This window comes from Roseateles sp. DB2, assembly GCF_051857535.1.
In the GTDB taxonomy this organism is placed as follows: Bacteria; Pseudomonadota; Gammaproteobacteria; order Burkholderiales; family Burkholderiaceae_C; genus Roseateles_B.
Genome location: NZ_JBPZGY010000005.1, coordinates 300,620 through 314,361 on the forward strand (window position 1 = coordinate 300,620; position 13,742 = coordinate 314,361).

The 13,742-nt window shown below is 68.5% G+C and carries 10 protein-coding genes; 8 read left to right on the forward strand and 2 right to left on the reverse strand.

What is annotated here, in order from left to right:
- Positions 1 to 2,337 (reverse strand): xanthine dehydrogenase molybdopterin binding subunit, encoded by a 2,337-nt coding sequence (gene xdhB / locus ACS5PK_RS10815; protein WP_439440238.1) that lies wholly within the window; start codon positions 2,335 to 2,337, stop codon positions 1 to 3.
- Complete coding sequence (gene xdhA / locus ACS5PK_RS10820; RefSeq protein ID WP_439440239.1) at positions 2,334 to 3,896, reverse strand: xanthine dehydrogenase small subunit; 1,563 nt, start codon at positions 3,894 to 3,896, stop codon at positions 2,334 to 2,336. Before xdhA ends, xdhB begins: the two co-directional genes overlap by 4 nt.
- A gap of 87 nt (positions 3,897 to 3,983) precedes the next feature.
- Between xdhA and ACS5PK_RS10825 the strand changes: the two genes are divergently transcribed.
- The 8 genes from ACS5PK_RS10825 (at position 3,984) to ACS5PK_RS10860 (ending at position 13,742) form a co-directional block, all read left to right on the forward strand.
- Positions 3,984 to 4,946 (forward strand): LysR family transcriptional regulator, encoded by a 963-nt coding sequence (locus ACS5PK_RS10825; RefSeq protein ID WP_439440240.1) that lies wholly within the window; start codon positions 3,984 to 3,986, stop codon positions 4,944 to 4,946.
- A gap of 5 nt (positions 4,947 to 4,951) precedes the next feature.
- Positions 4,952 to 6,283: a guanine deaminase gene (gene guaD / locus ACS5PK_RS10830; RefSeq protein ID WP_439440241.1), complete on the forward strand. Its 1,332-nt coding sequence runs from the start codon at positions 4,952 to 4,954 to the stop codon at positions 6,281 to 6,283.
- Positions 6,284 to 6,307: 24 nt separating this feature from the next.
- On the forward strand, positions 6,308 to 7,849 hold the full coding sequence (locus ACS5PK_RS10835) for an ABC transporter ATP-binding protein (RefSeq protein WP_439440242.1): 1,542 nt from the start codon (positions 6,308 to 6,310) through the stop codon (positions 7,847 to 7,849).
- Positions 7,836 to 8,900: an ABC transporter permease gene (locus ACS5PK_RS10840; RefSeq protein WP_439440243.1), complete on the forward strand. Its 1,065-nt coding sequence runs from the start codon at positions 7,836 to 7,838 to the stop codon at positions 8,898 to 8,900. Before ACS5PK_RS10835 ends, ACS5PK_RS10840 begins: the two co-directional genes overlap by 14 nt.
- Before the next feature lie 9 nt (positions 8,901 to 8,909).
- Positions 8,910 to 9,836: an ABC transporter permease gene (locus ACS5PK_RS10845; RefSeq protein WP_439440244.1), complete on the forward strand. Its 927-nt coding sequence runs from the start codon at positions 8,910 to 8,912 to the stop codon at positions 9,834 to 9,836.
- Between the two features lie 68 nt (positions 9,837 to 9,904).
- Positions 9,905 to 11,071: a BMP family ABC transporter substrate-binding protein gene (locus ACS5PK_RS10850; protein WP_439440245.1), complete on the forward strand. Its 1,167-nt coding sequence runs from the start codon at positions 9,905 to 9,907 to the stop codon at positions 11,069 to 11,071.
- 198 nt (positions 11,072 to 11,269) lie between these two features.
- Positions 11,270 to 13,249: a prolyl oligopeptidase family serine peptidase gene (locus ACS5PK_RS10855; RefSeq protein WP_439440246.1), complete on the forward strand. Its 1,980-nt coding sequence runs from the start codon at positions 11,270 to 11,272 to the stop codon at positions 13,247 to 13,249.
- A 109-nt stretch (positions 13,250 to 13,358) separates the two neighbouring features.
- Positions 13,359 to 13,742, forward strand: coding sequence for an ankyrin repeat domain-containing protein (locus tag ACS5PK_RS10860; protein ID WP_439440247.1), 384 nt, complete (start codon positions 13,359 to 13,361; stop codon positions 13,740 to 13,742).

The window sequence follows — 13,742 nt, forward strand, 5'->3', positions numbered from 1 at the left end:
TCAGAACCCTTGCATGGCGCGCAGCAGCCGTTCGGCCGTGGCGGGGGCCTGCAGCGGCGGCGCCTCGGGATTGACGCTGCTCACAGCGTCCTGCAAAGCCAGCAGCACGGCGAAGGGCAGCAGCAGCGGCGGTTCGCCGACGGCCTTGGACCGATGGATGCTGTCGGCGGCATTGGGACGACCGAAGAGCTTCACCCGGAAGTCAAGCGGCATGTCGTTGGCCGTGGGGATCTTGTAGGTGCTGGGCGCGTGGGTCAGCAGCTTGCCGGTGTGCGGATGCCAGCGCAGCTCTTCCGTGGTGAGCCATCCCTGGCCCTGCAGGAAGGCGCCTTCGACCTGGCCGATGTCCAGCGCGGGGTTCAGCGACTGGCCCACATCATGCAGGGCATCCGCACGCAATACCCGGTATTCGCCGGTGAGCGTATCGACCAGCACCTCCGCCACGGCGGCGCCATAGGCAAAGTAGAAGAAAGGGCGGCCCTGAAGGGTCTGGCGGTCCCAGTGCAGCCCTGGCGTGGCATAGAAGCCTTCGCTCCACAGCTGGATGCGGCGCAGATAGGCTTGCTGCACCAGCGTGACGAAGGGAAGGGCCTCTTCAGGCCGAGTGGCGACCCGGACCCATCCATCAGCCCACAGCAGTGCATCCTCAGGGGCCTGGAGCAGCTCGGCGGCCAGGGGGGCAAGGCGTCGGCGTATGCGCTGCGCGGCGTCCTGCGCGGCCTTGCCGTTGAGATCTGCGCCGGTCGAGGCGGCAGTCGCCGAGGTGTTGGCGATCTTGCTGGTGTCTGTCGCCGTGGCCCGCACGGCCGTCAGCGGCAGCCCCAGGGCCTGTGCCACCACCTGCGCCACCTTGGTATTGAGGCCCTGGCCCATCTCGGTGCCGCCATGGTTCACCAGTACCGAGCCGTCGGCGTAGACATGCACCAAGGCGCCGGCCTGGTTCAGGTGGACCACGTTGAAGGAGATGCCGAACTTCAGTGGCGTGAAGGCCAGGCCGCGCTTGAGTACGGGGCTGTCGGCGTTGAAACGGGCGATGTCGGCCCGGCGCTGCGCATAGTCGCTGTCCTGCAGCAGTTGGGCGCTGAGCGGCCGAAGCAGATTGTCCTCCACCTGCTGCCCATAGGGCGTGACATTGCGTGCGCCCTCTTCATCGTAGAAATTGCGCTGGCGGACCAGGGCAGGGTCCAGTCCCAGTCGGCGCGCGATGCCGTCCAGGATCACCTCCACGGCCAGCGCTCCCTGGGGACCGCCAAAGCCGCGGAAGGCGGTGTTGCTTTGCGTATTCGTGCGGGCGCAGTAGCCATGCAACGCGACATGCGGCAGCCAATAGGCATTGTCGAAATGGCACAGGGCGCGCGTCATCACCGGCGCCGAGAGATCCGCCGAATGGCCACAGTTGGCGATGAGTTCGACCTCGGCGGCCAGCAGCCGGCCCTCGTCATCGAAGCCCACGTTCCAGCGGTAGTCGAAGCCGTGCCGGCGGCCGGTGATGAGGAAGTCGTCGTCGCGATCCAGGCGCAGCTTGACGGGGCGTTGCAGCCGATGGGCCGCAAGGGCGGCCACGCAGGCGAACAGGGCCGACTGTGACTCCTTGCCACCAAAGCCCCCGCCCATGCGCCGGCACTGAACCTGCACCCGGTGGCTGTCCCAGCTCAGCGCATGAGCCACCAGCTGCTGCATCTCCGAAGGATGCTGGGTGGAGCAGTGCAGCAGCAGGCCGTGGTCTTCCTGCGGCAGCGCGTAGCTGATCTGACCTTCCAGGTAGAACTGCTCCTGGCCGCCCACCGACCACTCGCCTTGCCAGCGATGAGGTGCCGAAGCCAGCGCTGCTGCCGCATCGCCACGCTGCAGGTGCATGGGTGGCACCACGTACTGGGCCGCTGCGTGGGCTTCAAGCGCGGTGAGCACCGCTGGCAGCGTCTCGCAGCGGATGACACGGGCGGCCTGGGCCGCTGCGCGCAGCGCCAGCTCGCGGTCGCTCGCGATCACGGCGAAGACGGGCTGGCCGAGGTAGCGCAGCTCGCCGCTGGCCAGGATGGGATCGTCATGCAGCAGGGGGCCGCAGTTGTTCTCTCCGGGGATGTCCTCGGCAGTGAGCACCGCAACGACGCCGGGCAGGGCCAGCAGCGCGGCGCGATCCACCCCGAGCAGACGGCCGTGTGCCACGGGGGACAGGCCCAGGGCGGCATGCAGGGTGCCGCGCAGTTCAGGCAAGTCGTCGGTGTAGCGGGCCTCGCCGCTGACGTGCAAGGCCGCCGACTCGTGCGGCCGGCTGCTGCCGACAACGGGGGAGGGCGTCAGCATCTCGGCGCTCATGGGGTCACAGGGCTTGTTCATGGCTGGACTCCTGCCGTCGGCGCCGGGCTCGCGGGCAGGTGCCCATCGCGCCCCAGCTGCGTGGCCCACCAGATCCCGCTGCGGGCCGCAGGCAGAGGGCTGTCGTCACGTGTCTCCAGCCAGAAGCGCCGCAGCAGGTTCCCGGCGACCTTCAGGCGGTAGGCCGCCGAGGCGCGCAGGTCGCTGAGGGGCTGGAAGTCCTGGGACAGGGCGTCGGCCGCGGCCTGCACGGTGTGCTCGTCCCAGTCCTGATTCAGCAGCGCGGCCTCTGCCTGCGTCGCGCGCTTGACGATGCCGGCCATGCCGCCATAGACCAGCCGCGCCTCGCGGACCTGGCCTTGCGCCCGGCGCAGCGCGAAGACGGCGCAGACGGCGGTGATGTCGCTGTCATAGCGCTTGGCGATCTTGTAGCCGCGCAGCTGCCAGTCGCTGCCCGGGAGCGGCAGGTGCAGGGCCTCGACGAACTCGCCCGGCTGCAGTGCGTTCTTCATGTAGTCGAGGTAAAAGTCCTGCAGCGGCAGGCGGCGCTGCGTCGGCCCCCGTCGCAGCACGATCTCGGCGCCCAGGGCGATCAGCGCCGGCGCGCCGTCACCGATGGGCGAGCCATTGGCAATATTGCCGCCCAGTGTGCCGGCATGGCGCACCGGCGGTGAGGCGAAGCGCAGCCACAGCTCACGCAGGGCAGGGATGCTGTCCACCAGCGCGGCCCAGGCATCCTCCAGCGGCACGGCTGCGCCGATCCACAGGCCGGCTTGGCCGTCCTGCCAGGGCTCGGCGCGCAGCTCGCGCAGGGCGGGCACGGCCAGGGTGCTGATCAGCATGCCGACGTCGCGGTGCTGCTTGTTCACCCACAAGCCGATGTCGGTGGCGCCTGCCAGCAGACGTGCCTGTGGCCACTGCTCGCACAGGGCCGCCAGCGCCTCCAGGCTGCGGGGAGCATGGAACTGGCGGGGAGCCTGCTGGGCGGGATCGAGTGCTTCATAGGACAGCGGCGCATCCTGGCGCAGCTGGCGCAGGGCGGCCTCAGCGGGACCCGGATCCAAGCGCTGCGGCGGCAGCTCGAACATCTGCTCGCCTGCATCCAGGATGGGGCGGTAGCCCGTGCACCGGCACAGATTGCCCGCCAGACCGTCGGCCAGCTGCTGGCGGCTGGGGCGCGTGCCGGCCGCCTGGTGTGATTCATAAAGGGCCTGCAGCGTCATTGCAAAGCCCGGCGTACAGAAGCCGCATTGCGAGCCGTGGCAGTCCACCAGGGCCTGCTGCACGGGATTGAGCTGGCGGGAGGAGCCCAGGTCTTCCACGGTGAAGAGGGCCTTGCCATCCAGCATGGGCAGGAACTGGATGCAGGCGTTGAGGTTGCGCAGCTGCAGGCGGTCCTGGGCGTCCAGCTCACCGACCAGCACCGTGCAGGCGCCGCAATCGCCCTCGGCGCAGCCTTCCTTGGTGCCGCAGGCGTCGGCGGACTCACGCAGCCAGCGAAGCACGCTGGTGGTGGGGGGGAGGTCGCGCACCTCCTGGATCTGGCCACGGAAGAAGAAGCGGATGGGACGTGTGTTCATGATGTGACGAGGCTAGCCTCGCACCTTACGCGCGCGGCCGCGTGGGGGAGATATGCTCACTCGAATAGTGGATATCAGCGAGCAAATATGGCGGAAGCGACGGCACTGGCCAAGATCGAGCTTCATCTCATCCGGGTCCTGCACACATTGATCAGCGAACGCAGCGTTTCCCGGGCCGCCCTGCGGCTCGGCAGCTCGCAACCGGCCGTCTCCGGCCAGTTGCGGCGTCTGCGCGCGCTCACGGGCGACCCCTTGCTCGTGCGCAGCGGCCAGGGCATGGCGCCCACGCCCACCGCGCTGGCGCTGCAGGAGCCGGCCGCGCGCCTGCTGCTGGAGGCCGAACGCATCTTCAGCCCACGCCAGCGTCTGCAGGCCTTCGCACCGGCCACGGCGCAGCAGCGCTTCCGCATTGCCGCCAGCGACTACCTCGATCCCTGCTTCCTTCCCGAGCTGGTGGCCCGTCTGCAGCGCGAGGCCCCGGGCGTGCAACTGGACCTGCAGGCCCTGTCGGCCAGCTTCGACTACCGTGCCGCCCTGGCCCGGGGCGAGGTCGACCTGGTCATCGGCAACTGGCCCGAGCCGCCCGAGGAGCTGCACCTGGGCCGCCTTTTCAGCGACGAACTCGTGGTGCTGCTGAGCCAGGACCACCCCATGGCCCGGGCCCCCGCGCGCAGCTGGACCCTGGAGCGCTACCTCGCCTGCCAGCACCTCGCGCCCATGCCCTTTGCTGCCGCGCAGCCGGGCTTCGTGGACCAGCACCTGGCCAGCCTGGGCCTGAGCCGCGCCATCGCCGTGCGCAGCGCCCATTTCGGCCAACTGCCACAGATGGTGGCCCACAGCCTGCTGGTGCTGACGACCGGACGCCAGTTCTGCAGCCGCTTCGTGGACCAACTGCCGGTGAAGATCCTGCGTTGCCCCGTGCCTTTCCCACCCCTGAACTACTACCAGCTCTGGCATGAGCTGGGCCACGCGGCACCGGCGCATCGCTGGCTGCGCGAGCAGGTGCGCGATGTCGCCCGCCAACTGGCGCGCAGCGCCCCCCGTGCCTGAACCCCATGACGAAAGAGAACGTGACTGACTCCTCCCGCCTCGCCCTGCGCGGTGACCTCCTGGACTTTGTCGGCACCCCGGCCTGGGGCGCGCTGGACGACCCCGCCGTGCGCTTCCGGCCCGACCACTGGCTGCTGATCGAGAACGGCCGCATCGTCGGCGCCCAGGCCGAAGCTCCCGATGCAAGCTGGACCCGCGAGGATCACTGTGGTCGCCTCATCCTGCCCGGCTTCATCGACACCCACGTCCACTGCCCGCAGCTGGACGTGATCGCCAGCTACGGCGCCGAGCTGCTGGACTGGCTCAACACCTACACCTTCCCCGCTGAACAGCGCTATGCCGACCCCGCCGTGGCCAGGCTGGGCGCCGAGCGCTTCCTGGACGCGCTGCTCGCGCATGGCACGACCTCGGCCCTGGTCTTCCCCACGGTGCACAAGGTCTCGGCCGAGACGCTCTTCGAGGCCGCACGCCAGCGCGGCATGCGCCTGCTGACCGGCAAGGTGCTGATGGACCGCCATGCCCCCGACGGCCTGCGCGACGACGTGGACCAGGCCCGGCGCGACTGCGAGGACCTGATCACCCGCTTCCATGGCCAGGACCGGCTGGGCTATGCCGTGACGGTGCGCTTTGCTCCCACCAGCACGCCGGCCCAACTGGCCATGGCGGGCGATCTGTGCCGCCAGGACGCCTCGCTCTACATGCAGACCCATGTGGCCGAGAACCGGGCCGAGGTCGAATGGGTGGCGCGGCTCTTCCCCGAGGCGCGCAGCTATCTGGATGTCTACGACCGCGTCGGCCTGCTGCATGAGCGGGCCGTGCTGGCCCATGGCATCTGGCTTGACGCCCAGGACCGCGCCCTGCTGGCGCAGCGGGGCTCGCAGGTGGCTTTCTGCCCCTCGTCCAACCTCTTCCTGGGCAGTGGGCTCTTTGACTGGGTCGCCGCGCGCGAGGCTGGTTTCGCCGTCAGCGTGGCCTCGGACGTGGGGGGCGGCACCTCGTTGTCCACCCAGCGCTCCCTGGGGGATGCCTACAAGGTGCAGGCCCTGGGCGGCCGCCGCCTGACGGCCTGGGCGGGCCTGCATGCAGCCACCCTCGGCGCAGCGCAAGGCTTGGGGCTATCCCAGGAGATCGGCCACTTCGGCGTGGGTACACTGGCCGACGTCTGCATCTGGGACTGGGCCCGCGGCCCGGTGGCCGAGGCGCGCTTCGCGGTGGCCCGCGAACTGCACGAGAAGGTCTTTGCCTGGATGACCCTGTCCGATGAGCGCAACCTGGCGGCCGCCTATGTGGCCGGCGTGGCGCGCCATCGTCGTCCGGATACCTTGCCACACCCCTGAACCGCAGAAGTCTTGCTGATCGCCATGGCCGAACCCGTTCCCCGACTCGAACTCCAAGGCATCAGCAAGCAGTACCCGGCCGTCAAGGCCAATGACGGGGTCTCGCTGCGGGTGATGCCCGGCCAGATCCAGGCGGTGCTGGGCGAGAACGGCGCGGGCAAGTCCACGCTGATGAAGATCATCTACGGCGCCGTGCAGCCCGATGAAGGCCGCCTGCTGTGGAACGGCCAGGCGGTGCAGGTGAAGAGCCCGGCCCAGGCCCGGCAGCTGGGCATCAGCATGGTCTACCAGCACTTCTCGCTGTTCGACACGCTCAGTGCCGCCGAGAACGTCTGGCTGGGCCTGGACAAGGGCCTGAGCCTGGCCGAGGTGAGGCAGCGCATCCGCGAGCTGTCCGCGGCCTATGGGCTGGAGGTGGACCCGGAGCGCCCGGTACACACCCTGTCGGTGGGTGAGCGCCAGCGGGTGGAGATCGTGCGGGCCCTGCTCACGAACCCCAGCCTCCTGATCCTGGACGAGCCCACCTCGGTGCTCACGCCGCAGGCCGTTCAGAAGCTGTTCGAGGTGCTGCGCCGCCTGGCGGCCGAGGGCTGCGCCATCCTCTACATCAGCCACAAGCTCGACGAGATCCGTGCCCTGTGCCAGCTCTGCACCGTGCTGCGGGGCGGCAAGGTCACGGGCGAGGTGGACCCGCGCACGGTAGACAACGCCGCGCTGTCCCGCCTCATGATAGGCAGCGAGCCGCCCCGGCTGCGGGCCGCCCCGCGCGAGGCAGGCGCCCCCGTGCTGCGCGTGCAGGGCCTGGCCCTGGCCACGGACAACCCCTTCGGCACCGCCTTGCGCGGCCTGGACTTCGAGCTGCGCGCGGGCGAGATCCTGGGCGTGGCCGGCGTCAGCGGCAATGGGCAGCAGGAGCTGCTGGCAGCCCTGTCCGGCGAGGACCCTCGGGCGCCTCGGGGCAGCATCCGCCTGTTCGATACCGACATCGCCCAGGCCAGCTGCCGCAGGCGCCGCAAGCTGGGCCTGCATTTCGTGCCCGAGGAGCGATTGGGGCGGGGCGCCGTGCCCAGCCTCTCGTTGGCCGACAACACCCTGCTGACCCGCACCGGGGCCGTCAAGGCCGGCGGCTGGCTGGCCAAGGGCGAGGCGCGCCGGCTGGCGGAGGAGTTGATCGCCCGTTTCGGCGTCCGCTGTGGCGGCGCGGGCGCGGCGGCGCGCAGCCTCTCGGGCGGCAATCTGCAGAAATTCATCGTGGGACGCGAGATTGATGCGGCCCCCCGGCTGCTCCTCATCGCCCAGCCCACCTGGGGTGTGGACGTGGGCGCCGCGGCCCAGATCCGGGGGGAGCTGCTCAAGCTGCGCGATGCCGGCTGCGCCCTCCTGGTCTTCAGCGAGGAGTTGGACGAGTTGTTCGAGATCTGTGATCGCCTGGTGGTGATGGCCCAGGGCCGCCTCTCGCCCAGTGTGCCCGTGGCCGAGGCCACGGTGGAGCGCATCGGCGCTTGGATGTCCGGGCTCTGGGACGCGGCTGAGGCCGGCCAGGAGGTGCGCCATGCTGCGGCTTGAGACCCGCCCTGAGCCCTCGCGGCTGATGGCCCTGGCCTCGCCCCTGATGGCGCTGGTGCTCACCACGCTGCTGGGCGTGCTGCTCTTCATGGCCCTGGGCAAGGACCCGCTGCGCGGCCTGCAGATGTTCTTCTGGGAGCCCATCCGCAGCGCCTATGCCTGGAGCGAGCTGGGCCTCAAGGCCACGCCCCTGATCCTCATCGCGCTGGGCCTGGCCCTGTGCTTCCGCTCCAATGTCTGGAACATCGGCGCGGAGGGGCAGTTCATCGTCGGCGCACTGGCGGCAGGCTGGGTGGCCATGCAGGCGGATGCGCAGACGGGCCGCGGCATCGTCGTGCTGGTCCTGCTGGCGGGCGTGCTGGGCGGCATGGCCTGGGCGGCGATCACGGCGCTGCTGCGCGACCGCTTCAATGCCAACGAGATCCTGGTGAGCCTGATGCTGGTCTATGTGGCTGACCTGCTGCTGGGCTACCTGGTCTACGGGCCCTGGAAGGACCCCAACGGCTACAACTTCCCGCAGACCATCAGCTTCGCCGCGGCCACCAAGATCCCGCGGCTCTTCACCGGCTGGCGGGTCAATATCGGCGTGCTGATCGCCCTGGGCGCCGTGGCCGGCTTCTGGCTGCTGATGTTCCGCAGCTATGCAGGTTATGCACTGCAGGTGGGCGGTCTGGCACCAGCAGCGGCGCGCTATGCCGGCTTCTCCTCGCGCCGCGCTTTGTGGACGGCGCTGCTGCTGTCCGGTGGCATGGCGGGCCTGGCCGGCGCGCTGGAGGCCGCCGGTCCGCTGGGTCAGCTGACGCCGCATGTGCCGGCGGGCTACGGCTTCGCGGCCATCATCGTGGCCTTCGTGGGGCGGCTGCATCCGGTGGGCATCGTGGGCTCGGGCCTGCTGATGAGCATGTTCTACATCGGCGGCGAGCTGGCGCAGTCGCGCCTCGGGCTGCCCAAGTCCATCACCGGCGTCTTCCAGGGCCTGCTGCTGTTCACGCTGCTGGCCTCGGACACGCTGATCCACTACCGCGTGCGCTGGGTGCGCCGGGTTCCCTGAGGTCGCGCCATGGATGTGAACGCACTCGCCGCACTCATCGCCGCCACGCTCAATGCCGGCACGCTGCTGGCCCTGGCGGCCCTGGGCCTGCTCATCAATGAACGCGCTGGCGTCGTCAACCTTGGGGCCGAGGGCATGATGCTGGTGGCCGCCATCGCCGGCTTTGCAACCGGCGTGCACACGGGCAGCGACAGCCTGGCCTTCCTCGCCGGCATGGCCGCCGGCGCGGCACTGGCGGGCGTCTTCGCGCTGCTGGCGCTGTGGCTCAACACCAACCAGTACGCTGCGGGCCTCGCGCTGAGCCTCTTCGGCACGGGCTTCTCGGCCTTCGTGGGGCAGGGCTATGTGCAGGAGAAGCTCTCGGCACGGCCCAGCTTTGCCATTCCGCTCCTGAGCGATCTGCCCTTCGTGGGCACGGCGCTCTTCAAGCAGCATCCGCTTGTCTACGGCGCGATGGCGCTGACGGCGGGCCTGGCCTGGTTTCTCTACCGCTCGCGTGCCGGCCTAGTGCTACGGGCCGTGGGCGAGTCGCCCGAGTCGGCGCATGCCCTGGGCTACCCGGTGCGCCGCATCCGCCTGCTGGCCGTGCTGGCCGGCGGCGCGCTGTGCGGGCTGGCGGGGGCCTACGTTTCGGTGGCCTACACGCCGCTGTGGGTGGAGGGCATGATCGCCGGCAAGGGCTGGATCGCCCTGGCACTCACCACCTTCGCCACCTGGCGGCCGGCGCGCGTGCTGCTGGGGGCCTATCTCTTCGGTGGCGTCACCATGCTGCAGTTCCATCTGCAGGGGCAGGGGGTGGAGGTGCCCAGCCAGTTGCTGTCCATGCTGCCCTACCTGGCGACCATCGTCGTGTTGGTGCTGATCTCGCGCAACAGCGGCTTCATCCGCGCCAACATGCCCGCCTCGCTGGGCAAGCCTTTCCACCCGGGCGGATAAGATCGCCGGCTGGCATTTCCTGCAGTTTTCACCCGTCATACCCCTCACGGGATTTCCAAGGAGCCCCCATGCGTCACATTGGCAAGCGTGATCTGATCAAGTGGGCCGGCTGGTCCGGTCTGGCCGCTGCGGCCCTGCTGGCCGGTTGCGGCAAGAAGGAAGAGGCAGCAGCCCCGGCGCCAGCCGCTTCCTCGGCATCCGCCCCGGCCCCCAAGGCCGAGCCGTTGAAGATCGCCTTCGCCTACGTCGGCCCGGTGGGTGACGGCGGCTGGACCTTCGCCCATGACAACGCCCGCAAGGCCGTCGAGAAGGAATTCGGCGACAAGGTCCAGACCAGTTTCGTCGAGAAGGTGCCCGAGGCCGCCGATGCCGAGCGTGTCTTCCGCGACATGGTTGGGCAGGGCAACAAGCTCATCTTCGGCACCACCTTCGGCTACATGGAGCCCATGCTCAAGGTTGCCGCCGACACGGCCGACGTCAAGTTCGAGCACGCCACCGGCTACAAGCAGGCCGCGAACATGCGCACCTACGACTCCCGCACCTACGAGGGGGCCTACATGGCCGGCGTGGTGGCGGGCAAGATGAGCAAGAGCGGCACGCTGGGTGTGGTGGGCTCCATTCCCATCCCCGAGGTGATCCGCAACATCAACAGCTTCACCCTGGGCGCGCAGAGCGTGAACCCCAAGGTCAAGGTGCGCGTGGTCTGGGTCAACGAATGGTTCAACCCGCCCAAGGAGACCGAGGCCGCCCAGTCCCTGATCGATGGCGGTGCCGACGTGTTGATGCAGAACACCGACTCCAGCGCCGTGCTGCAGACCGCCGAGAAGAACGGCAAGTACGCCTTCGGCTGGGACTCCGACATGACCGCCTACGGCCCCAAGGCGCACCTGGCCTCGGCCGTGATCAACTGGGGCCCGTACTACATCAAGGCCGTGCGTGACGCGCTGGACGGAAAGTGGACAGCCGGCCCGGGCTCGCACAGCTGGTGGGGTGTCAAGGAAGGCGCGATCGACCTGGTCTCCCTGGCCGAGGCCGTGCCTGCCGATACCCGCGCGCAGATCGACAAAGTCAAGGCCGGCCTGAAGGACGGCAGCTTTGCCATCTGGAAGGGCCCCATCGTTGGCCAGGACGGCAAGGACGTGCTGAAGAAGGACGAGGTCGCCGACGACAAGTTCCTTTCGGGCATCAACTTCTACGTCAAGGGCGTCGAGGGCAAGGTGCCCACGGGCAAGTAAGCCCGCGTCTGCCGCAGGAAGCCACCCGCCGAGAGGCCGGTGGCTTTTTTCATGCATGGCTGCGGGCCGTGCGGTCCGGTCTGCAGTTCGTCCGACGCCGGCTGCAGGTCATCCGGCGGGGATTGGCAAGGGCGCAGGCCCTCACTACATTGGCGCGGTGCCGGGTCATCGCCCAGCCAAGCCCATGAGGAGCCTCACTTGAAGAACGAACAGCAGAAGTCCGCTGCGCCGCGCGCCACCCTGAATCGTCTGGCCCTGTGCCTGGCCCTGGCCAGCGCCGGTGGACTGGCCCTGAGCCTGCCAGCCCAGGCCGCGACCACGGCCAAGCAGAGCAGCGCCCCCGTCGCGCCCAAGCGCTACACCATCGAGCAGTTCATGGCGACGACCAATATCGGCGGCGCCTCCTTCAGCGCTGATGAAAAGCGCATCCTCTTCCACAGCAACAAGACGGGCATCTTCAACCTCTACAGCATCCCCGTGAGCGGTGGCGAGCCGGTGGCACTCACCAGCTCCACCAAGGACGGCCACTACGCTGTCAGCTACTTCCCCAAGGACGACCGGGTGCTCTTTACCCGTGACCAGGGTGGCAACGAGCTCAACCACCTTTATGTGCGCGAGCTGGATGGCAGCGAGAAAGACCTGACCCCCGGCGACAAGCTCAAGGCCATGTTCATGGGCTGGTCGGGGGACAAGAACAGCTTCCACGTGGCCAGCAACGAGCGCGATGCGCGCTTCTTCGACGTCTACCGCTACGACACCAAGACCTATGCCCGCGAGCTGGTCTACAAGAACGAGACCGGCATGAACGTGGCCCAGGTCAGCGACGACGGCCGCTGGATCGCCTTCGGCAAGACCAACACCACGGCCGACAAGGACGTCTACCTCTACGACACCCAGACCAAGACTACCAAGCACCTGACGCCGCACCAGGGCGTGGCCGACAACAGCCCGGCCGGCTTCGACCCGGCCTCCAAGCGCCTGCTGATCACCAGCAACGAGGGCACCGAATTCACCCGCCTGATGAGCTATGACCTGGCCAGCGGCAAGATGAGCGAGCTGGAGAAGGCCGACTGGGATGTGGTCTACACCGACTTCTCCGATGACGGCCGCTACCGCGTCACCGGCATCAATGCCGACGCCAGCATCGCGCTCAAGCTGCGCGAGATGGGCCGGGACGGCATGGAGCGCGAGGTGGCCCTGCCCAAGCTGCCCGGCGGCGAGATTCGCGGCGTGCGCTTCTCTGGCAGCAGCGGCAAGATGGCCTTCTACGTGAACGGTGACCGCTCGCCCAGCAACCTCTTCGTCTATGACTTCGCCAGCAAGCAGGTCAAGCAGCTGACGCAGAGCATGTCCAAGGAAGTGAACCCCGAGGACCTGGTGGACGCGAAGATCGTGCGCTTCAAGTCCTTCGACGGCATGAGCATTCCCTCGGTCTACTACCAGCCCAAGGAAGCCTCGCCCACCCACAAGGTGCCGGCCCTGGTGTGGGTGCACGGCGGCCCCGGCGGCCAGACCATGCGCGGCTACTCCGCCCTGATGCAGTACTTCGCCAACCACGGCTATGCGGTGCTGGGCATCAACAACCGCGGCAGCTCGGGCTATGGCAAGAGCTTCTTCACCGCCGATGACGGCAAGCACGGCCGCGAGCCGCTGTGGGACTGCGTGGAGGCCAAGACCTATCTGGCAAGCACCGGCGTGATCGACCCCGAGCGCATCGGCATCATCGGCGGTTCCTACGGCGGCTACATGACCCTGGCAGCCCTGGCCTTCCGCCCCGAGGCCTTCAAGGTGGGCATCGACATCTTTGGCGTCTCCAACTGGCTGCGCACGCTGGAGTCCATCCCGCCCTATTGGGAGAGCTTCCGCCTGGCGCTGTACCAGGAGGTCGGGGATCCGGTGAAGGACAAGGACTTCCTCATCGCCACCTCGCCGCTGTTCCATGCCAAGGAGATCCGCAAGCCGCTGATGGTGATCCAGGGCGCCAACGACCCGCGCGTGATCAAGCCCGAGAGCGACGAGATCGTCGAGGCCGTCAAGAAGAACGGCGTGCCGGTGGAGTATGTGGTCTTCGACGACGAGGGCCATGGCTTCTCGAAGAAGAAGAACAACATCGAGGCCAGCGGCCGCATGCTGCAGTTCCTCGACAAGTACCTGAAGACGGCCAACTCGCCGAAGTGAGCGACACGTCGAAGTGAGCGCGTCTCGGGGGGCGGATGCGTCACCCATAAAGACACCCCTCGCACGGCACAGTCGCCAAGCGAGGGGCTGCCCATCTGGAGGAGGGCCCATGTCCGGAGGCAACTGGAAGGAAATGTTCAACGCCGCCGTCGAAGGCGACCTGGGGCTCGTCGAGTACCACGTCAAGTCGGGGGTGGACGTCAACTACGCGCATCCCGAATTCCTGTCGACGCCCTTGGTGGCGGCCATCCTTGCCGGACAGGAGCCGGTGGCACGCTACCTGTTGATGTCTGGCGCGAATCCGAACCTGCCTTCAGAGTTTGACGGCGCGACGCCGATGCAGGCAGCCCGCCGGGCCGGCCTCTCGACCTTGGAGGAGGAGTTGCTGCGCTCGGGCGCCACACCGCTGCCGCCGTCGACCGGCGGGACATCCTGGTTGGACAACTGGTGGAGCGGCTTGTGGGGCGGCCGGTTCGCGCGCGGCAAGAACTGA

Coding starts and splice junctions, on each gene's coding strand:
- ACS5PK_RS10850 (WP_439440245.1), top strand. CDS start 9,905: ATGCGTCACATTGGCAAGCGTGATCTGATCAAGTGGGCCGGCTGGTCC.
- guaD (WP_439440241.1), top strand. CDS start 4,952: ATGACGAAAGAGAACGTGACTGACTCCTCCCGCCTCGCCCTGCGCGGT.
- ACS5PK_RS10860 (WP_439440247.1), top strand. CDS start 13,359: ATGTCCGGAGGCAACTGGAAGGAAATGTTCAACGCCGCCGTCGAAGGC.
- ACS5PK_RS10825 (WP_439440240.1), top strand. CDS start 3,984: ATGGCGGAAGCGACGGCACTGGCCAAGATCGAGCTTCATCTCATCCGG.
- xdhA (WP_439440239.1), bottom strand. CDS start 3,896: ATGAACACACGTCCCATCCGCTTCTTCTTCCGTGGCCAGATCCAGGAG.
- ACS5PK_RS10835 (WP_439440242.1), top strand. CDS start 6,308: ATGGCCGAACCCGTTCCCCGACTCGAACTCCAAGGCATCAGCAAGCAG.
- ACS5PK_RS10845 (WP_439440244.1), top strand. CDS start 8,910: ATGGATGTGAACGCACTCGCCGCACTCATCGCCGCCACGCTCAATGCC.
- ACS5PK_RS10840 (WP_439440243.1), top strand. CDS start 7,836: ATGCTGCGGCTTGAGACCCGCCCTGAGCCCTCGCGGCTGATGGCCCTG.
- xdhB (WP_439440238.1), bottom strand. CDS start 2,337: ATGAACAAGCCCTGTGACCCCATGAGCGCCGAGATGCTGACGCCCTCC.